The sequence below is a fragment of the Amycolatopsis sp. NPDC031561 genome, assembly GCF_055580625.1.
In genome coordinates, this window is the sequence record NZ_JBVILA010000002.1 from 213,864 (window position 1) to 233,443 (window position 19,580).

The following is a 19,580-nucleotide window of genomic DNA, read 5'->3' on the forward strand; positions in this document are numbered from 1 at the left end:
GATACTTGCCCGACCATCCGCTGACAAGCAGAATGCGCCTTTTCTCGCCGAGTCTCAACCTTTTCGTAACCCTCCTTCGGGCGAATGTTCCGCCGGATTTTTCAGGGGCCGAAAAGTGACCGGTGGGTATGCGCCTCGTGCGATCAACGATCTACCCTGCGTGGATGGCGGTGGAGCAAAAAGAAGTGCGCTGGCTGTCCGAGTCGGAGATGGTCGCGTGGCGCTCGTACATCGTCGCCACCATGCGCCTGCGGCAGCGGCTGCACCGGGAACTTTCCGAGCGTCACGAAGTCACCCTCGCCGACTACGAGGTCCTGGTCTGCCTTTCGCTCCAGCCCGACAACCGGATGCGGATGACGGAGCTCGCGAGCATGCTCGGCTCGACCAAGAGCAGGCTTTCGCACCAGATGGTCCGGCTGGAGGCCGAAGGCATCATCCGCCGCACCCGGGACCCGGCGGACAAACGCGGCGTCGTCGCGGAACTGACCGAGCGTGGCTCGGAACTGCTGGAGGGCGCGGCGCCGACGCATGTCGAAGGCGTCCGGGAGCACCTGATCGACCTGCTGAGCCCGGAAGAGCAGCAGGTGCTGGGGCAGGCCTTCGGGCGGGTGCTGGAGCACCTGTCGGAGATCGACGGCCTCCCGCGGCTGCCTCCGGTCACTTCTTGAGGGCGTTGATCCTCGCGGCCTGACGGGTCAGGTGGGCGCTCTCGGCCAGGTTCGCCGCCTTCTCGGCGGCCTCGCTGTACAGCCGCGCCGCTTTCGCCAGGTCGCCGTCGCGCTCGTGGAGGTACGCCGCCACCGCGGTGTACCGGGGGAGCGAGTCGTCCAGTTCGGCGAGCGCCGCCAAGCCCGCGCGCGGTCCGTCCGCCTCGCCGACGGCCACCGCGCGGTTGAGCCGCACGACCGGGCTGCCGGTCAGGTGCGTGAGTTCGTCGTACCACTCGACGATCTGCACCCAGTCGGTCTCCTCGGCGGCGGGCGCGTCGGCGTGGAGCGCCGCGATGGCGGCCTGCGCCTGGAACTCGCCCAGTTTGTCGCGGGCCAACGCCGCTTGCAGGATCTCGACACCTTCGGCGATCAGGCGCGTGTCCCAGAGGCCGCGGTCCTGTTCGGCGAGCGGCACGAGGTCGCCGCCGGACGTCCTGGCGGCGCGCCGGGCGTGGTGCAGCAGCATGAGCGCGAGCAGCCCCGCGACCTCGGGATGGTCGATCGAGGCCGCCAGCCGCCGGGTGAGCCGGATGGCTTCGGCGGCGAGGTCGACGTCGCCGGAGTAGCCCTCGTTGAAGACCAGGTAGAGCACGCGGAGCACGGTGGCGACGTCGCCGGCCTGGTCGAACCGCACCCCGGACACGGTGCGCTTGGCCCGGCTGATGCGCTGCGCCATGGTCGCCTCGGGCACCAGGTACGCCTGCGCGATCTGGCGGGTGGTCAGCCCGCCCACGGCGCGCAGGGTGAGCGCGACCGCGGACGACGGCGTCAGCGACGGGTGGGCGCACAGGAAGTAGAGCTGCAGCGTGTCGTCCGAGTCGGGGGCGGGTCCGGGCTCCGGCTCGTCGTCGACGAGGTCCTCGCGACGGCGCCGGGCGGCGTCCGACCGGGCCGCGTCGAGGAACTTGCGCCAGGCGACGGTGACGAGCCAGCCCTTCGGGTCCTTCGGCCGGTCTCCCGGCCAGACGCGGACGGCCTCGATCAGCGCTTCCTGCACGGCGTCCTCGGCCGCGGCGAAGTCGGCCCCGCGGCGGACGAGGATCCCGAGGACGTTCGGCGTGAGGCTCCGGAGCAGTGCCTCGTCCACTTCGGCGATCACTCCGTGATGACCAGCGGCTCGCCCCACAGCGGGCGCAGTTCGAGCCACTCGTGGATCGGCCGCCCGCCCGCTCCCGGAGCGGCCGACAGCTCGCCCGCGAGTTCGAGCGCGCGCTCGTAGCTGTCGACGTCGATCATCATGAAACCGGCGATGAGGTCCTTGGTCTCGGCGAAGGGGCCGTCGGTGACCGGCGGCTTGCCCTCGCCGTCGTAGCGGACGAAGGTGCCTTCGGGGGCGAGAGCCCGTTCCTCGACGAACTCGCCGGTCTCCACGAGCCGGTTCGCGAAGTCCCGCATGTACTGCACGTGCGCCGTGATCTCTTCCGGGGCCCACTGGTCCATCGGGATGTCGTTGACCGACGCCGGAGCGCCCCGATAGTGCTTGAGCAGCAAGTACTTGGCCATGGCGGGAAGGGTAATGGCAGTCTGCCGGTGCTTCTGCCTGGTGGTCTATACATCCGATCTCTAGCCTTCTTATCGCGTTCCTCCATCGCGAAAGGAAGAGCACTTGTCCAAAGCAAGAAGGCGCTCCGCCGGCCTGCTGGTGACCATCGGCCTCATCTGCGGCTTGCTCGTGGGTGAGACAGCCGGAGCCTCCGCCTCCGATGATTTCGCCGCCACGGATCACAGCCGGCCGTTGCCGCCCGGCGCGACCCCGGTGGCCCCACTCGCTCTCTCCGTCGCTCAAGCGCAGATCGCCGCCAACCCGGTGGTCTGCGAGGGCGACGGGGTCTCCGGCAAACGCATCGAGCTGGTCTACGTCCGTGAAGCCAGTCAACCTGACCGGTACTCCACCGTCGTGCCTTCCCTTCGCGCCTACGCGTCGGGGATGGACGATTCGTTCAACGACAGCGCCGCGCTGACGGGCGCCAGCAGGCACGTCCGGTACGTGACGACCGCAGGCGCCGGTTGTCAGGTCGCCGTCGCCAACCTGGTGGTGCCCGACGGCACGTACCTGTCCGGCGCGATCCGCGACCGGGCCATCCAGGCGGGCCACTACAACGCCGACCGCGACTACATCCTGTTCTCCGACAACCCCCACACCTGCGCGGGCACCTGGGGCGACAGCGACGACCAGCCCGGTCCCGCCAACGCCTTCAACAACGGCAGGCACTACACCGAGATCGCGGTGCCCTGCTGGGGTGTCAACGCCGTCGCCCACGAGGTGGGCCACATGCTCGGCGCGGTCCTGCCAGGGGCCCCGCACTACCAGGGCGGCGGGCACTGCTCCCAGGAATGGGACCTGATGTGTTACGGCGACACGCAGTCCTTCGACTGCACGCAGCGTGATTTCGATCGGCTGCTGGACTGCGGCAACGACGACTATTTCAGCACGAATCCCGTCCCCGGCAGCTGGCTCGCCACCCACTGGAACGTCGCCAACAGCGCCTTCCTGATCAAAAAGGACACTCCGGACAACGACGACGGCCATGCCCAAGGCGGGAAGACCTACGTCATCACCGGCGCGAGCGGCAACGCCATCGACGTCGTGGGTTCCTCGACCGGCGGTCTCGCCAACCTCAGTCACCGCGCCCGGACCGACTCCCAGAGCCAGAAGTGGATCCTGGGCTACAACACCGGTCTGCAACTCGTCAACGCCAACAGCCAGCTGTGCGCCGACAGCGCCCAGAGCGGCACGGCACCCGGCACGCAGATCCTCCAGTACAACTGCAACGGCCAGAACGGCATGCGGTGGGCGTTCCAGCCACTCGGCAACGGCAAGGTGGCGATCTTCAACTACCTGACGGGCTACGCGATCACCGACGGCGGCGCGTACCCGGCCCCGCTCGTCCAGCAGCCCTACACCGGGGCGGCCAACCAGCAGTGGACCCTGAACCCCATCGCCGATCCCGGTCCGCAGGCGGCCAAGAAGTACTACCTTTCCGTCGCCACCAACGGCAACAGCGCGGCCGTGGTCGACGGTTCGACGTCCGCCGGCGCGAAGATCACCAACGTGGCCAGGCAGAACGACAACGGCCAGAAGTGGAAGCTCACCGACGCGGGCGGCGGGTACTGGAAGATCGTCAACGAGCGGAGTGGTCAGTGCCTGCGGCCGGTCTCCGGCAGCACCGCGGACGGCGCGCTCCTCGAACAGACGCACTGCGGCTCGGCCACGAATCAGCAGTGGAAGTTGCTCCGGAGCGCCGACACGCGCTACGGGCTGGTGAATCGGGCCAGCAACCTCGCGGTGCGGCAGGTCAACAACGGCACGGCTTCGATCCTGGAGCAACGGCCGTTCGTGGGCGGCCGTAGCGACGAGACCGTCTGGGCCCTCGTGCCCGCGTGACCCCGCGAAGCTCCCCAGGTCAGCCGATCTGGGGGGCTTCGCTCTCTCAAGACTGGCGGTAGCGGTGGGATTCGAACCCACGGAGGACAGAGCCCTCGCATGTTTTCAAGACATGTTCCTTCGGCCGCTCGGACACGCTACCGCCACCGAGGATATCCGACGGTCTGTTAACCGAACGCTTCGGATGTATTCGAAGCGAAGCTTTCCGTTGAGGGTGGTGGCGGGGGCATGGATGGACTAGTCGAAGTCCCAGTCGGTCGCGACGCCGACGATGACGAACAACAGCACGAGACCGACGATGATCGCGACGCCGATGTAGCCGATGATGATCGCCGCGAGCGCCATCCCCTGCCCGCCGGCTTCGCCGCGTTTGGCCTTCGAGTGCGCGATGTGCCCCATGATCACGCCGATGACCGACAGCAGCCCGGTGCAGACGACCAGACTGGCGATCGACACGACCAGCGCCGCGATCGCCAGGCCCTGGTCCTGCGGCGGCATCGCGGGGCCGTAGCCATAGCCCGGCTGCTGGTACGGCTGCCCGTACGGAGGTTGCTGCCCGTAAGTGGGCTGCTGTCCGTAGGGCTGCTGCTGACCGTAGGGGTCCTGCGGATATGTCACCGGCTCACCGTAACCGCCGGGGCTTGGTTCAGGACGCCTGAGTCTTCGCCGCCTTCGCGGCGATGCGCGCCTGGACCTCGGGACGGCGCAACGGCGGCACCGTCGTCGGCGGCTGACGGCGGGCGGGCAGTTCGGTGAGCAACCGCCTGGTGATCGCCGTGATCTCGGCGACGGCGGCCTCGAAGGGCTCGCGCGTGGCGTCGGAGAGGCTCTGCACCCCGGACACCTTGCGGACGTACTGGCGGGCGGCGGCCTCGATCTCGTCCGGCGTCGCCGCCGGCTCCAGGCCTCGAAGCGTGGTGATGTTCCGGCACATGCCCCGATCGTACGTCCGCCCACCGACGCTTCCGGGCGGTTCGATCACACAGTCGGTTAGAAGGTGCTCAGGTTCGTTGACGCCGAAAAACGCGTTTAGGCACCCTCGGCGGAGTGCCCCTCAGACCTCGTTCTCTCCGCCGCGCGCCCGTCGAGCCGATCCCCGTACCGGCCGAACCCTCCCCGATCCCGGAACAGGTCTGGCAGCGCGTCCCGATCGACGCCCTGATCGACCTCGTCACCGAGGTCTTCACCTCGCACGACCTGCCGTGGTCGCGTGCCCGCATGGCCGCCGAGGCGTTGTGCCACGGCGACCTCACCGGAACCCCTGAATCGGGGGTCGCCGAACTGACGCGGCTGCATCTGCCGATGCTGGTCAACGGCATGGTGCGGCCGCGCGCCGAACCGCTGATGATCGCCGACCGCGGCGCCGCCGCCCTGATCGACTACCGCCGCGCGCCGGGGCTCTGGGCCGTCGGTGACGCGATGGACCGGGCGGTGTCCCGCGCGGGCCGGTACGGCGTCGGGCTCATGTCGGTGCGCGGCGTCGGGCCGTTCGGCCGCGCCGGGCACCACGCCGCCAGGGCGTTGCCGCACACCATGATCGGGCTCGTCATGGCGGCGGGCGGGGAGCGCGGGACGGCCGCGAACCCGCTCGGCATGGCCGCCCCCGCCGGCGCGTACCCCGAATTCGTTCTCGACCTGGACACCCTCGCGGACACCGCCGGTGCGGCCAGCGCCTCGATCGCCGGCTTTTCCCTGCTGGTCGAGATCTTCGCCGGGGTCCTGTCGGGCGTCGGCGACCACGATCACGACACCGGTCTCATGGTGATGGCGATCGCGCCGACGACGCTGCGCAGCGCCGACGGCTTCTACAAGGCCGCGAGCGCGTTGTTCGGCAGCCTGCTCGGCTGGGAAGGCGGGACCCCGGTCCGCTACCCCGGCTGGCGCGAGGCGCAGTACCTCGAACAGTGCCAGGCGCTGGGCGTCCCGCTGAACGAGCCGGTGCACCGGGAGCTCGAAGAGCTCGCCAAGGCGTTGCGCCTGGCACCACTGCAGGGCCGCTAGGCCAGGACGACGCGGCCGCCTTCGCCGCCGACCTCCACGACGTCGCCGTTCGTCAGCTGACGTCCGCGCCGGACCTCCACCTCGCCGTTGACCGTGACCTCTTCGGCGTCGAGGAGGTCTTTGGCGTGCGAGCCGTCTTCGGCGAGGTTGGCCAATTTGAGGAACTGGCCGAGGCGGATCGGCTCGCCGGTGATCGGGACGTCGTGGATGCTCATGGGGAGATCATCCCCGCGTGTCCATCTTCCGGTACAAGGTGGCGACGTCGGTGTCGAAATAGCTGCTGTAGGACGTGTCCGGATCGTCCCCGCCGTACAGATAGCCGCCGATCACGCCGACGACGGTGCCGAGTTCGGTCTTCGGATCGGGGTCGACCACCCACGGGCCGCCGCTGGTGCCGGTCGTGAAGCCGGGGCACGAGACGCGCATCTGGTAGGTGTCGGCCTGCTCGCTGGCGCCGTGGCAGACGACCGGCGCCTCTCGTTCGTCCGGATACCCCGTCAGGGTGATCGTGTGGGCGAACCCGCCGCCGGCCACCAGGTTGTTGGCACCGGTGACGCTTTCGAGGGTCTTCGGGTTGCCTGCCTGACGCGCGGTCGCGAATCCGACATCCAAGTCCGGATCGGACGAATCGGCCCAGCCGTCGGGAACCTGCGGATCCGAGACGTCCCAATAGCCGTAGGGCGCGACGCCGTCGTGATAGCCGGGCGCGAACGAGATCCCTGTGGCGTACTCGCCGCCTTCGCCGTCGTGGAGGCAATGCGCCGCGGTGAGCAGGAGATCTCCCGGGCCACTGTGGACGACGCTGGCCGTGCAGAAATGCGACCCTTCGAGGAAGAGCGCGCCGATCGCCGGGTTGAGCGGCGAAGCGGGGGTGGCCGCCACGGTCGCGGCGGCGGCGGTGTCGGCGTCGGTCCCGCCGGGATCCGACGCGGCGGAGCAACCGGTCAGAACGACACAAAGAGCGAGTAACAGGGCGCGGCGCATCGCCTTCCTTTCGCTCGTCCACGGCTGTCCTGACTACAGAGCACCATAAGCGGTCCACGAACACAGCCCGAATCGATCAACGCACAGCAAGCTCACAGCCGTAGTATGTGTTACCTCCGGTAACAGTCGAGCTGGATGGGAGCGGGTATGAAGTCGTTCACGGACAAGGTCGTGGTGATCACGGGCGCGGGGTCGGGGATCGGTCAGGCGCTCGCGGTCGACCTGGCGGGGCGCGGGGCCAGGCTGGCGCTGTCCGACGTCGACGCCGTCCGCGCGGCAGGCACCGTCGCGCTGTGTGAAAAAGCGGGCGCGACCGCGAAGGCGTACGAGCTGGACGTCGCGGACCGTGACGCCGTTCTCGCACACGCGGAAGAGGTCGCCGTCGATTTCGGTGGCGCCAACGTCGTGGTGAACAACGCCGGGGTCGCGCTCGGCGCGACGGTCGAAGAAATGACCTGGGACGACTACGACTGGCTGATGGGGATCAATCTCGGCGGAGTGGTCAACGGGACCAAAGCCTTTCTGCCGCAGGTGATCGCTTCGGGTGACGGGCACATCGTCAACCTTTCGAGCGTGTTCGGCTTCATCGGCGTGCCCACGCAGAGTGCCTACAACGCGGCGAAATTCGCGGTCCGGGGGTTCACCGAGGCGCTGCGGCAGGAAATGCTGATCGCCCGGCATCCGGTCAAGGTCAGCTGCGTGCATCCCGGTGGCATCAAGACGAATATCGCCCGCGACGCGCGGGGCGGCGTCGAGCGGGACATCGACAAAGCCGCGGAGGGCTTCGAAAAGATCGCGAAGACGACACCGGCGAAGGCCGCGCAGACCATCGTGCGCGGTATCGAACGGGGGACGCCGCGCATCCTGATCGGCCCGGACGCCTATGTCATCGACGCGATTCCCCGGGTTCTCGGCTCCTTTTACCAGCGGCCGTTGGCACTGCTGGGGCGCTTGGGGATGAGGAACCTCTGAATGGAGTAACCCTCCGTGGTCCGGACGGCTCGGGATAACTCGATCGGGGTGCGTTACTTACGGCGGCGTCGGAAATGCACCACAATGCTCAAGTTCGTGATTCCCCTTCCGGAGGTCCCCATGCCGCGCGCCGCCCAGCGCCGTACGCCGACCGACGCCGCGCTCTGTGCGAGCGTGCCCGTCGAGACCGCCGAATTGCTGGACCGGACGGGGATCATCGCGGCCAGTCTGCCGAAACGGCGGCGCAGCCCGGAGAACGAGCCCGTTCCCGAGCCGATGCCGGTCCGGACCCCGGTCTGCGATCCGGTCGTCGACAAGGACCTGCGGCCCAAGGCCGTCGTCATCCACCGCCGCGCCCGGTCCTGGCTGGTCGGCGGAGCGGGCGTGGCCCTGCTCGCGATCGGCTGGTTCGCCGGCACGTTCACCCTCGCACCGGTCGACGACACCGCCTTGCCCGAGCAGCCGCTGCCCGCCGTGGTGACCCAGCAGCCCACCCCGCCGGTCGCGCCGCCCGCGACGCCCGCGCCGCAGGCCGCCCCGGTGACCGTCTATGTCCCGGTCACCGTGAAGCAGCTGGCGCCCGCGACGACGAAGAGGAAGCCCGCCAGGGAACAGGTCGTCGCCCTGCCGCCCGCCGAGACCCGGCCGACGGAGCAGCCACGCTCCGACACCGGATCGCGCGACAAGACCACGGAGGGCATCCGGAACATGATGGATCCCGCCGTGGCGAGCTCGCTGGCGATGGAAATGGCACAGGGGATGATGGGTTACAGCGCAGGCCGCTGACCACGCGGAATCGCCTCTCCACAGTGGACACTCACCGTCGTCGTGGGCCGGATGGTCGCTGACACAACGGAAGTGATCGACTACCGTGAGCCAAGGGGAGGGGCTCATGGAAAAGGGGGAGTCCGCTCGGAGTACCGCGTTCATGGCGGCTTTCGCCGTCGGCGAGTTCCGGGCGTTGTGGGCGGCAGAGGCACTTTCGCAGGCCGGTGACCAGCTGGCCAGGGTCGCGTTGTCGGTGCTGGTCTGGGAAAGAACGGCGTCGGCCGGGTTGACCGGGCTCGCCTACGGGCTGACGTATCTGCCGACGCTGATCGGCGGCACCCTGTTCGCCGGGCTGGCCGACCGGTATTCGCGGCGGACGGTGATGATCGTCTGCGATCTGCTGCGCGCGGCGATCGCGGCGCTGATGGCGATACCGGGGACGCCCCTGCTGGTGCTGGCCGGGCTTCTGGTGATCCTGACGATGGCGGGCGGCCCGTTCCGGGCGGCGCAACTCGCGTTGCTCCCGGACGTTCTCGAGGGCGAACGGTACGTCGCGGGGCTCGCGGTCCGGACGATCACCATCCAAACGGCACAGCTGGCGGGCTTCGGCGGCGGCGGGCTGGTGATCGGGCTCGTGACGCCCTACTGGGGACTGGTGATCGACGCGATGACCTTTGTGGTCTCGGCGCTGCTCGTGTCCACAGGGGTTCGTCGCCGGAGGCCCGCCGCCGCGGAATCATCGGTGAAAAGCCGGGTGGCACGGGCTTTCAGTGGTGAAGGTGCCAGGGAACTGTGGCGGGGCAAGGGAATCCGGGTGCTGTTCGGACTGAAGATGCTCGCCGGGTTCGCCATCGCGCCGGAAGGGCTCGCGGCACCGCTCGCCGTCGGACTCGGGGCGGGGACTTTCGCGGTCGGACTTATTCTCGCGGCGGATCCGGTCGGTTCGGTAATAGGATCGTGGATCTTCACGAAATGGGTTCCCGCTCGGCGGAAAACGCGAATAGTGGGCATTCTCGCCATTGCATCCGTTGTTCCTTTGCTTTTCGTCTTCTTTCGTCCGCCGCTGCCGGTCTGCCTCGCGCTGATCGGGCTCAGCGGGGCCTGCGCGGCGCCGTACCACCTGCAGGCCATCGCGTTGATGGCCCGCGCGGTGCCGGACGGCGTCCGGGCACAGGTGATGGGCCTGACCTCGACGAGTTTGGTGACGGTGCAAGGAATCGGGATCATGCTCGCGGGTGGTCTCGCCCAGTTGACCGGTCCGTTCGTGGCCGTCGGGGTGGCCGCGGCGGCCGCCGTCGCCACGGCGGGCCCGATGGCGATGGCGTGGAAACGCACCATCGCCACCGGGCCCGATGTATGGCTCCCGGCCGGGAGCCGGACCGGCTGAATTGGTGGGATCAGTCCTCGCGACCGTTCATGATGATCCTCCCTCCCACTGCTCCATCTGTGTGTTCCGAAATTAACGCGAGCCACCCTCAGTACTACCTCGGATACATTGAAATGTGTACGGAAGGGGGACCGGTGACGATGATTATGGGGGATGCGGAACTCGCCGGAGAAGGGGCCGGCACACGTCTGAGAGCCTGGGTGGGACGCTGGGAGTTATGGTCCGGACCACGCGGCGTACCTGCGGTTTTTCTTATCGTGGAAGGACTTGCGGCGGCAGTCGCCGTAATCGCCTTGCTCCGATCGAACTACGAGACCACGGAATTCGTCCGTTTTGGATCATTACTCGGCCTCGCCTGCCTGCAGGCCGAGCTTTCGCGTTCGGTGGAACGGCTGCGGCGCACGCTTTGTGACCGGCCGCACATCAACATGACTTCGGTGTGGACGTTCGCGGGGGTGCTCGTCCTGCCGCCGGGGCTCGCACTCGCCCTCGGACTGCTCATCTACCTGCACCTTTGGCTCCGGGTATGGCGGGGGATGAGCCACCGCCCGGCCTACCGAGTCGTGTACTGCGCGGCGGCGATAGTGCTGTCCTGCCTGGCTTCGGGGGCCATCGTTTCCGGCTGGAACGGCCTTCCGGTCGGGTTCACCGGGTCACTGCGGATCGTCGAGGCGGCGGCCGTGTTCACCGTGGCCAACGCGTTCATCGTGGCGCTCTCGGTCTACCTGCACACCGGGGGCCGGTCGCTGCGTTCGCTGTTCGGCACCGGTGACGACAATCTGCTGGAAGTCACCACCCTGGTGCTCGGGACGTCGACCGCGCTGGGCATCGTGCACGCGCCCGCGCTCGTCCCGTTCGTCCTGCTGCCCGTCCTGGTGCTGCACCGCAGTGTGCTGGTGCGGCAGCTGGAGATCGCGGCGAACATCGACGGCAAGACCGGGGTGCTCAACGCGCACGCGTGGCATCTGCTGAGCGAGCGGGAGCTTTCGTCGGCGGCCAGGGCGAAGAGCAAACTCGGCGTGCTGATGCTCGATCTCGACCACTTCAAGCAGGTCAACGACGTCTACGGCCATCTCGCGGGCGATGTCGTGCTCAAGGTCGTCGCGACGACGATTTCCGAGCACGTACGCGACTACGACTCTGTCGGGCGGTTCGGCGGCGAAGAGTTCGTCGTACTACTGCCCGGCGCGACGGAGACCGAAGTGATGCCCGTGGCCGAGCGGGTCCGGCAGGCCGTGATGGACATCGAGGTCGAAGTCGGGACGGCTTCGGGCCCGCGGACCGTGAGGGGCCTTTCGGTCTCGATCGGCGTCGCGGTCTACCCGGCCGGTGGGACCGTCCTGGAACGGCTGCTGCACGTGGCCGATTCCGCGCTCTACCAGGCGAAGAGGAACGGCCGGAACCGCGTCGTCTCGCTCGCCGCCGCCTGACCAGCCCTGACCCGCCCTGACCCGCCCGCGTTTCGTCCTCTAGTTGCGGTACATGCACACGCAAGTACAGCAACTAGAGGACGAAACGCGGGCGGGGGGTCAGTCGGTGTCCATCGCGTTGGGGTCCTTCTTCTTGCCGGTGTCGAGCGGGCCGAAGCCGCCAGCCTCCAGCTTGTCCCAGTCGGCCTTGGTCGGCGTCTTGTAGGCCGCGTCGTGGATGTCCTTGAGGTCGTCGTCGTAGGACCGCTTCACCTGATCCGGCCACTCGCCGTCCCGGACCGTGTCCCGGGTCAGGTGCAGTTCCCTGCGGTCGAGATCGGACAGCGGCGGGGTGGTCGCGGTCGTCCCGGGGCCGGTCGAATAGGTGAGGCCCTTGCCGCTGGCGTGCGCGTCGTCGATCATCTTGTGGTACGAGTCGTCCGCGATCTTGCCGTCGAGGGTGTTGTTGGTGTCCTTGAACGGCTTTTGGAAAGCGTAGTCGAGCTGGTTGAGCTGGATCGCGGTGTTCGGGTCGCCCGCCTCGATCGCGTTGCGCTCGGCGTCGCGGTAGGACTTGCCACTGAAGCCGGAATCGCCCTCGTAGCCCTTGTTGCCGGTGCCCTGGTGCGAGGCGTGCGCGGGTTTGGCCTCCTGGTAGGCCCAGGCGTGGTTCTCGATGTCCTTCTGGTCGTGGCCCGAACCCCGTGCGCCGCCACTGCCGCGGCCGATCGCCTCGTAGGGGATCGGGTGCTCGGACTCGTGGGACTTCCCGGAGACCTTGTCCCGGCCGTCGGCCTTGAGGTCGTTGTCGTACTTCCCCGTGAGCCGGTTCTGCTCGCGCTTCTTCGCGCCGTGCGTGCCGTCGGCGTAGCTCTGCGGCGGACGCCGCGGCTTCTTCGGTCCAGGCGTCGGCTTCGGCTTGGTGACCCGGTTGCTCGGCGACTTCTTCTTGCCGAGGGCGGCCTTGGCCTGTGCCTTGGGGCAGGGGGCTTTCGTCGGCTTCGTCGCGACGAGACCGAGCGGGTCGATCATGTCCGTCGGGTTGCCGACGTAGGCCAGCGAATCCGACGCCGGTTCGAGGCCGAGCGGGTCGTGCGAGAGGTATCGCCCGGTGTCCGGGTCGTAGTAGCGCTTGAAGTTGTAGTGCAGCCCGGTTTCCGGGTCGTGGTACTGGCCGGGGAAGCGCAAAGGCGTGTACGCCTGCCCCGGTGGCGAAAGCACCTTGCCCCACAACGAGGTGTGCACGTGCCAAGCGACGTTGCCCGCCTCGTCGACCAGTTCGCTGGGTGAGCCGACGAGGTCGGTGACGATGGCGTGGAAGCGGGCATCCTGTCCCGGAACCCGTTCGACCTGGGTGATCGGCCGTTCCGTGCCCGGCTCCCAGTCCCAGACGACGGCGGTGCCGCCTCGGATCTCCTCGGCGAGGTTCGAGCCGTCCCAGACGAAGTCGATCTGTTCGAGGATCCGGCCGTGGAGGTCGAGGTGCTGTTTCGCGATCCGCCGCCCGAGCGCGTCGTAGTGGTAGAGCCACCGCTCGCCCTCGGGCGTGACGACGCCGGTCAGCCGGTCGTCGGAGTTCCACTGGTAGGTCCAGTCACGCCCGAGTTTGCGGCGGGCGATCGTGCGGCCTTCGGTGTCGTGCAGGTACGACGTCGAACCGGCACCGGTCACCAGGGTGCCCTGGTAGTGCCGCGGTCCGACGGCGGGATCCGCGCCGGGCCAGCCCGCCTGCGTGATCGCGCCGGCGAGGTTGTAGCCGTAGCTTTCCCGCCAGCCCTGCCCCTGGACGTCGACGACCCGGCCCGCGCGGTCCACCCGCAGCGAACGCGGCCCCGAAATCAGGTCCGAGATCGACGAGACGAGCCCGTCCCGGAGGTAGCCGTACTCGCGGTGCTGAACGACACCCCGGCCATTGGAAACGGTCTGGGAGGTCAGCCTGTCGGCGGCGTCCCAGCCCTGGCGCAGCTCGACAGGCGTGCCGTCGAGGCGCCGCAGCACTTCACGACCGGAGGGGTCGTATTCGAAGCGCATGGTGCGCCCGGCGGTTCGCAGCGCGACGGGGCGGCTCGCGGCGTCGTAGGCGAAGAACGACTCGGCGCCCGAAGGGGTGCGGCGGCCGACACGGCGGCCGGCGGCGTCGTACTCCGAGAGGACGGCCCTGCCGTTCAGCGATTCCGCGACGATCCGGCCCAGCGCGTCGTAGGCGATGGTGACCTCGGAATGCGCGTTGCGCGCCGAGGTCATCCGGTCGGCCGCGTCGTAGGTGAACGTGGCGACGTCGTCGCCCGCCCGGCGGCTGACGACCCGGCCGAGCGCGTCGCGTTCGATGGCGACCGTCTGGCCGAGACTGTTGGCGCGCAACACCAGTTGCCCCGCCGCGTCGTAGCCGTAGTGGGTGGTGCGGCCGTTGAAGTCGGTCTCGCTGATCAGGTTGCCGGCGGGATCGTAGTCGTAGCGCCAGACGAGGCCGTGTTCGTTGGTGACCGAAACCAGCCGCAGCTCGGTGTCGTACCCATAGGACAGCCGATCGCCGTCCGGGCCGATTTCGGCGGTGGGCAGGTCGAACTGCGAGTACTCGGTGCGCACCGAGAGCCCGCGGGGGTCCACGGCTTCGTCGGTGTAGCCCTCGGTGGTGCGGTTCCAACGCCACACCGAGCCGTCGGGGTCGATCTGCTCGGAGATTTCGCCGAAGCCGTCCCACTTCGTCCGGGTGACCTCGCCGAGTGGATCGGTGACCGAGGTGGTCTGCCCGAACTCGTCGTAGGTGTACCGCGTGACCCCGCCGAGCGGATCGGTGATGGAGACCGGCAGGCCCGCCGCGTCGGACTCGATCAGCGTGACCCCGCCGAGCGCGTCGGTCACGACCGCGAGGTTGCCCGCGTCGTCGTACCCGTAGGTGGTGGTGGTGCCGGTCGGATCCGTGGCGCGGACGACCTTCCCGCGCGCGTCGTACTCGCGGCGCCAGACCGCGCCGTCCGGTCCGGTCATGCTGGTCCACCGGTTCAGCGCGCTGTACTCCGCGAGCGCGCGGCCGCCGTCCGGCTGGATCACGGTGACGACGTTGCCCTCGTCGTCCATTTCCCAGCGTGTCGTGCGGCCGAGGGCGTCGGTGCGGCTGAGCAGTTTGCCGAAGCTGTCGAGTTCGTACCGCGTGGTGTTGCCCAGCGGATCGGTCTCCGCGACGACCCGGTGCAGTTCGTCCAGCTGATAGCGGGTGACGTGGCCGAGTGAGTTCGTGACCGACGTGACCCGGTTTTCCCGGTCGTAGGCGATGTCGACGTCGAGGAAGCCACCGGTGCCCTGCGCGCGGACGACGCGGCCTTCGGCGTCGAAGCCGTACCCGTACGAGCGCCCGTTGACGTCCTCCCAGCGCACGATGCGGCCCGTGGCGTCATAGGTGAACCGCAGGGGCGAACCGGCGCCGTCGACGATCTCGACCAGACGGCGCCGCTCGTCGTACCGGTAGCTCTGGACCGCGGTTTCCGCGCCGGGCAGGCGAAGCGCGGTGACGAGACCGTCCTTCGACTCGATGAGCAGGCGGTATCCCGCGGTGTGTTCCAGTTCGCGCGGGACGCCGTTGTCGTCGTACCGCAGGAAGATCCGGTGACCGTCGCCTCCCCCGATCCCGCGCAGCGGGAGCGTGTCCCCGGCGCCGGAGAAGAGCAGCATCCCGTCCGGAGTGGACACGGCATAGCCGTCGTCCACTTTGGACAAGGGGAGACGCTGCCCGAAAGCCGGATAGACGGGGGCGTCGGACATCGGGACCGGATAGGTCAGCAGTGACCCGTCGGCGAGCGCGAGATGCAGGCCGTCGTCTTCGACCTCGATCCGCTGGTCCAAAGTGGACGCCCACGACGAGCCGAAGAACCGGCCGAGCGAGTACGACGAAAGATGCGTCCGCGACACGGTCAGCGGCAGGACACCGGCGAACACGACGTCGTCCTGCGTCAGCATCATCGAGCCGGTCGCGACGTCGACGGGGTCACCGCAGTCGTCGCGCTTCTTGGGCGGGACCCCGTTGCCCGGATCGTTGTTGTTGTTCTTGATCCGGTTGTCCGGCTCCGGCTTGGGACCGCCGCGGTCCTTGGGCGGCGGTGGCGGACTGCCGGACGGCGTGGTCGGCCCGTCCGGAGTCTCGTTCTTCGGCGGAGGCGGCGGGTCGTTCTTCGGTGGCGGTGGTGGCGGCGGGTCGTTCTTGGGCGGCGCGCCGGACGGCGACGTGCCACCGCCCTTGTCGCCCTCGGGGCTGCTCTTGGGTGTCGTGCCTTCGTCCAGCTTGTTCGGCTTGGGACCGGGCGCGCCCTTGCCGGGCTGCAGCTTCTTCAACGCCTTCGCCGCGTCGGCGAACAGGTCGTCCGCCCGCTTCAGCAGCGGCATCAGCGCTTTGAGCGCCTTGACGGTCTTCTTCGTCAGGTTCGCGATCTTGCTCGCGGTCTTCGCCACGGCGTTGACCACCTGCGGGACCACCCAGGTCAGCCCGATGCCCAGGGTGAACAGCACCTGCAGCGCCCAGCTGATCATGTGCCCGATCAGCTCGGCGATGATGTCGCGCACCAGCGCGCGCACGGCGGCGACCACCTCGCCCGCCGTCTTCACCCCGCTGGAGGCGCCTTCGCAGCCCGCCTTCGCCGCGTCCAGCAGGGTGACCGTGTCCTTGGCCCGGTCACGGTAGGTGTCGGCCGCGATCCCGGTCCAGCTCTGCAGATCGGCGGAGACCATCCCGGCCAGATCCGCGCCAACCGCGCCGAGCTCGGTCGCGATGTTCTTCCAGGTCTCGGAGTTCGCGTTGATCTCGTCGGCGTTGCCGGTCAGCGCGTCGAGCGCTTCCTTGAGCGGGCCGACGTGCTCCATCAGCCAGCCGACGCCGTTCGCGAGGATCGCGCCGAAGGGGTCCATCGCCATCGACAGCGCGTCGAGCGCGGTCCCGACCGCGCCCAGCGCCACCGAAGCCCAGTCGCCGCTTTCGATGGCCGATTTCAGATCGAACGCCGACTCCAGCAGAGAGGAGCCGGTGTACGCCTTCGTCGAGTCCTTTACGTCCGCGACCAGTGGGTTACCCAAGACAACCTTCTTCGATGTTCAGGAACGACTTGCTCACCAGGGTGAGTTGCCCTCGTCGTCCGGTGCTTCATGGCGCTTGTCACGAGGCGCCTGCGGGGTGTCCGCGGACGGAGCCGGGGGAGCGTCGTCCTCCGGCGCCTCTTCCTCTTCGATTTCGGGGAAGCGGCTGCGCAGGGTGCCGATCATCAGCGACCGGGTCTCCTGGTCCTCGTCGCCGAGCGTCTCCTGCATGACCTCGGCGACCTGACTTGAGATCCCGGCCTGCGCCCGGTGCATGGTCGTGAGGATCTGCCGCGACAGCTCCTCCAGCGGGTACGTCCTCGCCTTGTTCCCGAATTCGAGGCCTGTCACGCCGCCGTCCGCCCCGACGGTCACCTTGACGGCTCCGTCGGAGCTGGACGCGGTCAGCCGCAACTGCTCTGTCCGCTCCTGGGCGGCCGCGTAGCGCTGTGCCTTGTCTTCGAGCCCTTGGGCCCACTGGTCCATCTTGCGCTGTGCCTCGTCGGGATCTTGGATGAGATCCGCGAGTTCGTTCGGGCGGGTCACTTCTTTCCTCCGATGTCCAAGGCCTTGAAGTCGGCGTTGAACGGTTCCGCGTTGTTCTGGTCGCCTTCCACATAGGACTTCGCGGCGGTGCGGACGTTGTCCGCCGTCGTCCGGATCCCTTCCGCGGCGGACTTGATCGCCTCCGCCGCGCGTTCGCCGGTCGGGTTGACGATCGGCGGCAGGAACGCGCACAGCAGGCCGTACGCGTCCGCCGACATCGCCGAACCGGTCGCGCCCTGCGCGGTGTCCAACCGGTCCACGAGCCCTTCGAGATGGCTCGCGTGCGCGGTCAGGTCGTCCGGATCGACTTCGAACGAAGCCGTCACTTCCAGTCCTTGTTCTTCCAGTCACCGATCACCGGCGGCGCGACGATCTCGTCGGCGGCGAAGAACGACGGGTCGTCGGATTCGAGGTAGTCGGCGGCCTTGTGCTCCTTGTCGTCCTCGCCCTTCCCCTTGCCGCCGGGCGCCATGCCGCCACCCATCGGGCCCATGCCACCGGCGGTGCCGGGCTTGCCGGAACCGGAACCGGCCGCACGGGACGCGGCCGCTTCGGCGTCCATCGCGCCCGCGGCGCCGCCCATGCCGAGCGCGCCCGTCGACCGTCCGGCGCCGCCGAGACCGCCGGCGCCCGAGCCGCCCGCACCGGAGCCGCCCGCGCCGGTACCGCCGCCGAAGCCGCTACCGCTACCGCCGATGCCGCTGCCGCCCGTGCCTCCACCCGGGATGTTCGGCATGCCGAACTTGGGCGAGGAGTACGGCGTGGGCTTGACCGACGAGGGGTCCGGGAACGTCGGTCCGCCGAGCCGCTCGCCGATGCCACCCGGTCGCGGCATGGGCGGGATCTTCGGCATGACCGGTCCCGGTCCGCCGCCGGGGATGTTCGGCATGCCGATGTTCGGCGGGTTGTACGGGAGCCCGCCGCCGGGGCGCGGTCCGCCGGACTCGGGGATGGGGATGTTCGGCGGGTTGAACGACGGCGGCGTCACCGACGGCGGCGTGTAGCCCGTGGTGCGCGTGCCCTCGTCGATCTTCGGCAGGTTCGGCGGCTGATAGTTCGCCGCCGGGGCACGGTAGCTCTCGCCACCGCCCGGCCCGTTCGGGATGTTGATGTTGGGCATGGCCGGGTTCGAGCCGGGACCACCGCCGGGGCCGCCACCGGGACCGCCGCCACCGGGGAAACCGCCGCCGCTGAAGCCACCGCCACCGGGACCACCGCCGGGACCGCCACCGCCCGGGCCGCCGTTCGGCGAGTTGAAGGGCGACACGCCGCCGGGGCCGCCACCAGGACCACCACCGGGCCCGCCCTGCGGCGACCCGTCGATCGAAGCGGCGATGCCGTCCGGGCGCGTGCGGTCCGAGTCCACGTTGAAGGGGCTGGGGCTTTGCGTGCCGTCCGCGCCTTCGGGCGACATGCGGTCGCGAAGGGAGGCCGGCGAAGCGCCACCGCCGCCGGACATCGGAGTGCCCTGCATCTGCCTGGTCGCCTGCGCCGTCGGCAGCTTCGGCGGGGGCGGGAACGCCGGGGTGGCGATCGCCGAACCGACCGTGCTGTCGAACTCGGTCATCACCTTCGCGGCCTGGTCGCGCGCGTCCTGCTGCTTCTTGAAGGTCTCGAGATCCTTGCCGAGCTGCGACATGTACTGCTGCGGGTCTTTGATCGTCTGCAGGTTGGCATTGGCCTCCTGCACGCTGAACGCCACCGGCGGATTCGCCTGCATCAGCTTCTGCGTCTCGTTCAGCGTCTGCGAGTGGATCTGCTGCTGACGACCGGTCAGCGTCGCGCCGTTCGCGGTCGAGCCGAGCCACTTGCCGACCCCGGCGAGGTGCTCGCGGGCCGCGTCGCCGCCTTCGCCCTGCCAGTTGCCCGTGCTCGCGTTGATCGCCTTCGCCAGGTTGCGCTGGTGCGCGGCAAGGTCGTTGCCCGCCCGCACCCACTCCTCGGAGGTCTCGCCCACCGCGGCCGGATCCGCGTTGCCCGCGATCACGGTCTGCATCTGCTCGTGGGTGGCGTTGCTCCACACCGTGGACGGCGGCTCACCGGGCTTGCGGATCTCCAGATCCTTGTCGAGACCTTCGCGCGCCTTCTCCAGCTGCCCTTCGTACATCTTCTGGGTGAACTGGTCCTTGAAGCCGTTGAGCGCCGTGTCACCCCAGCCGAGGAGGTTGAAGATGACGTTGGTCCCCGCCGCCGCCCCGGCCCGGATCTCGTCACCGGAGGCGGCCTCGTCCGCCAGCGGCCCGACGTAGTACTGGCTCGACGAATCGGCCGTGATGTCGTAGTGCGGGTCGAGCTTGTTGTAGTCGGGCGAGGCAGGGTCGGAGACCTTCGCGGTCTTCTCCGCGGCTTCGGTCACG

At 68.9% G+C, this 19,580-nt stretch carries 17 protein-coding genes and 1 tRNA gene; 7 read left to right on the forward strand and 11 right to left on the reverse strand.

All coding sequences use genetic code 11. The features are described from left to right. Positions 1-164 precede the first annotated feature (164 nt). Complete coding sequence (locus tag ACZ5IK_RS06515) at positions 165-668, forward strand: MarR family winged helix-turn-helix transcriptional regulator (protein WP_465486867.1); 504 nt, start codon at positions 165-167, stop codon at positions 666-668. Here ACZ5IK_RS06515 and ACZ5IK_RS06520 read toward each other — a convergent pair. Together ACZ5IK_RS06520 and ACZ5IK_RS06525 are read right to left on the reverse strand one after the other, a co-directional pair. Continuing rightward, the gene (locus tag ACZ5IK_RS06520; RefSeq protein WP_465487236.1) at positions 658-1,797 is read right to left on the reverse strand and encodes an RNA polymerase sigma factor; all 1,140 of its coding nucleotides are present in this window, start codon (positions 1,795-1,797) and stop codon (positions 658-660) included. The genes ACZ5IK_RS06515 and ACZ5IK_RS06520 overlap by 11 nt on opposite strands. Before the next feature lie 8 nt (positions 1,798-1,805). Next, positions 1,806-2,213 (reverse strand): YciI family protein, encoded by a 408-nt coding sequence (locus tag ACZ5IK_RS06525; protein WP_465486868.1) that lies wholly within the window; start codon positions 2,211-2,213, stop codon positions 1,806-1,808. Positions 2,214-2,316: 103 nt separating this feature from the next. Between ACZ5IK_RS06525 and ACZ5IK_RS06530 the strand changes: the two genes are divergently transcribed. Beyond that, positions 2,317-4,095 (forward strand): RICIN domain-containing protein, encoded by a 1,779-nt coding sequence (locus ACZ5IK_RS06530; RefSeq protein WP_465486869.1) that lies wholly within the window; start codon positions 2,317-2,319, stop codon positions 4,093-4,095. Positions 4,096-4,148: 53 nt separating this feature from the next. Here the strand turns inward: ACZ5IK_RS06530 and ACZ5IK_RS06535 are convergent. The 3 genes from ACZ5IK_RS06535 to ACZ5IK_RS06545 all read right to left on the reverse strand — a co-directional run bounded on the left by ACZ5IK_RS06535 (position 4,149) and on the right by ACZ5IK_RS06545 (position 5,029). Further along, positions 4,149-4,237 (reverse strand) — tRNA-Ser (locus ACZ5IK_RS06535). A 95-nt stretch (positions 4,238-4,332) separates the two neighbouring features. Further along, positions 4,333-4,713: a DUF4190 domain-containing protein gene (locus ACZ5IK_RS06540; protein ID WP_101611821.1), complete on the reverse strand. Its 381-nt coding sequence runs from the start codon at positions 4,711-4,713 to the stop codon at positions 4,333-4,335. A 28-nt stretch (positions 4,714-4,741) separates the two neighbouring features. Continuing rightward, entirely contained in the window at positions 4,742-5,029 is a 288-nt protein-coding gene (locus ACZ5IK_RS06545; RefSeq protein WP_101611822.1) for a DUF2277 domain-containing protein, read from the reverse strand. A 113-nt stretch (positions 5,030-5,142) separates the two neighbouring features. Here ACZ5IK_RS06545 and ACZ5IK_RS06550 point away from each other — a divergent pair, with 113 nt between their 5' ends. After that, positions 5,143-6,096 (forward strand): Ldh family oxidoreductase, encoded by a 954-nt coding sequence (locus tag ACZ5IK_RS06550; RefSeq protein ID WP_465486870.1) that lies wholly within the window; start codon positions 5,143-5,145, stop codon positions 6,094-6,096. Here ACZ5IK_RS06550 and ACZ5IK_RS06555 read toward each other — a convergent pair. Both ACZ5IK_RS06555 and ACZ5IK_RS06560 read right to left on the reverse strand, forming a co-directional pair. Continuing rightward, positions 6,093-6,311 (reverse strand): RNA-binding S4 domain-containing protein, encoded by a 219-nt coding sequence (locus tag ACZ5IK_RS06555; RefSeq protein ID WP_005149665.1) that lies wholly within the window; start codon positions 6,309-6,311, stop codon positions 6,093-6,095. The two genes, ACZ5IK_RS06550 and ACZ5IK_RS06555, sit on opposite strands and share 4 nt — an antisense overlap. A gap of 7 nt (positions 6,312-6,318) precedes the next feature. Beyond that, entirely contained in the window at positions 6,319-7,080 is a 762-nt protein-coding gene (locus ACZ5IK_RS06560; RefSeq protein WP_465486871.1) for a trypsin-like serine peptidase, read from the reverse strand. Between the two features lie 147 nt (positions 7,081-7,227). On the opposite strand from ACZ5IK_RS06560, the gene ACZ5IK_RS06565 reads away from it, so the two are divergent. From ACZ5IK_RS06565 to ACZ5IK_RS06580, 4 genes are all read left to right on the forward strand, one after another. Then, entirely contained in the window at positions 7,228-8,052 is an 825-nt protein-coding gene (locus tag ACZ5IK_RS06565; RefSeq protein ID WP_410664400.1) for an SDR family NAD(P)-dependent oxidoreductase, read from the forward strand. A 120-nt stretch (positions 8,053-8,172) separates the two neighbouring features. Next, complete coding sequence (locus ACZ5IK_RS06570) at positions 8,173-8,838, forward strand: hypothetical protein (RefSeq protein WP_465486872.1); 666 nt, start codon at positions 8,173-8,175, stop codon at positions 8,836-8,838. Between the two features lie 106 nt (positions 8,839-8,944). Beyond that, positions 8,945-10,207, forward strand: a complete 1,263-nt coding sequence (locus ACZ5IK_RS06575; protein ID WP_465486873.1) for an MFS transporter — start codon at positions 8,945-8,947, stop codon at positions 10,205-10,207. 293 nt (positions 10,208-10,500) lie between these two features. Next, entirely contained in the window at positions 10,501-11,637 is a 1,137-nt protein-coding gene (locus tag ACZ5IK_RS06580) for a GGDEF domain-containing protein (RefSeq protein WP_465486874.1), read from the forward strand. Between the two features lie 99 nt (positions 11,638-11,736). Here ACZ5IK_RS06580 and ACZ5IK_RS06585 read toward each other — a convergent pair whose 3' ends face one another. Genes ACZ5IK_RS06585 through ACZ5IK_RS06600 form a run of 4 tightly spaced genes read right to left on the reverse strand, consistent with a single transcriptional unit; the run spans position 11,737 to position 19,579 of the window. Then, positions 11,737-16,677: an RHS repeat-associated core domain-containing protein gene (locus ACZ5IK_RS06585; RefSeq protein WP_465486875.1), complete on the reverse strand. Its 4,941-nt coding sequence runs from the start codon at positions 16,675-16,677 to the stop codon at positions 11,737-11,739. Between the two features lie 33 nt (positions 16,678-16,710). Then, complete coding sequence (locus tag ACZ5IK_RS06590) at positions 16,711-17,223, reverse strand: YbaB/EbfC family nucleoid-associated protein (protein WP_465486876.1); 513 nt, start codon at positions 17,221-17,223, stop codon at positions 16,711-16,713. Next, on the reverse strand, positions 17,220-17,549 hold the full coding sequence (locus tag ACZ5IK_RS06595; protein WP_465486877.1) for a type VII secretion target: 330 nt from the start codon (positions 17,547-17,549) through the stop codon (positions 17,220-17,222). The genes ACZ5IK_RS06590 and ACZ5IK_RS06595 overlap by 4 nt, the downstream gene beginning before the upstream one ends. Then, entirely contained in the window at positions 17,546-19,579 is a 2,034-nt protein-coding gene (locus ACZ5IK_RS06600; protein ID WP_465486878.1) for a hypothetical protein, read from the reverse strand. The genes ACZ5IK_RS06595 and ACZ5IK_RS06600 overlap by 4 nt, the downstream gene beginning before the upstream one ends. Position 19,580 lies beyond the last annotated feature (1 nt).

What these genes read in the sequence shown, in the direction of transcription:
- ACZ5IK_RS06565 (WP_410664400.1), top strand. Translation starts at nt 7,228, where the DNA reads ATGAAGTCGTTCACGGACAAGGTCGTGGTGATCACGGGCGCGGGGTCG.
- ACZ5IK_RS06560 (WP_465486871.1), bottom strand. Translation starts at nt 7,080, where the DNA reads ATGCGCCGCGCCCTGTTACTCGCTCTTTGTGTCGTTCTGACCGGTTGC.
- ACZ5IK_RS06515 (WP_465486867.1), top strand. Translation starts at nt 165, where the DNA reads ATGGCGGTGGAGCAAAAAGAAGTGCGCTGGCTGTCCGAGTCGGAGATG.
- ACZ5IK_RS06570 (WP_465486872.1), top strand. Translation starts at nt 8,173, where the DNA reads ATGCCGCGCGCCGCCCAGCGCCGTACGCCGACCGACGCCGCGCTCTGT.
- ACZ5IK_RS06545 (WP_101611822.1), bottom strand. Translation starts at nt 5,029, where the DNA reads ATGTGCCGGAACATCACCACGCTTCGAGGCCTGGAGCCGGCGGCGACG.
- ACZ5IK_RS06575 (WP_465486873.1), top strand. Translation starts at nt 8,945, where the DNA reads ATGGAAAAGGGGGAGTCCGCTCGGAGTACCGCGTTCATGGCGGCTTTC.
- ACZ5IK_RS06555 (WP_005149665.1), bottom strand. Translation starts at nt 6,311, where the DNA reads ATGAGCATCCACGACGTCCCGATCACCGGCGAGCCGATCCGCCTCGGC.
- ACZ5IK_RS06525 (WP_465486868.1), bottom strand. Translation starts at nt 2,213, where the DNA reads ATGGCCAAGTACTTGCTGCTCAAGCACTATCGGGGCGCTCCGGCGTCG.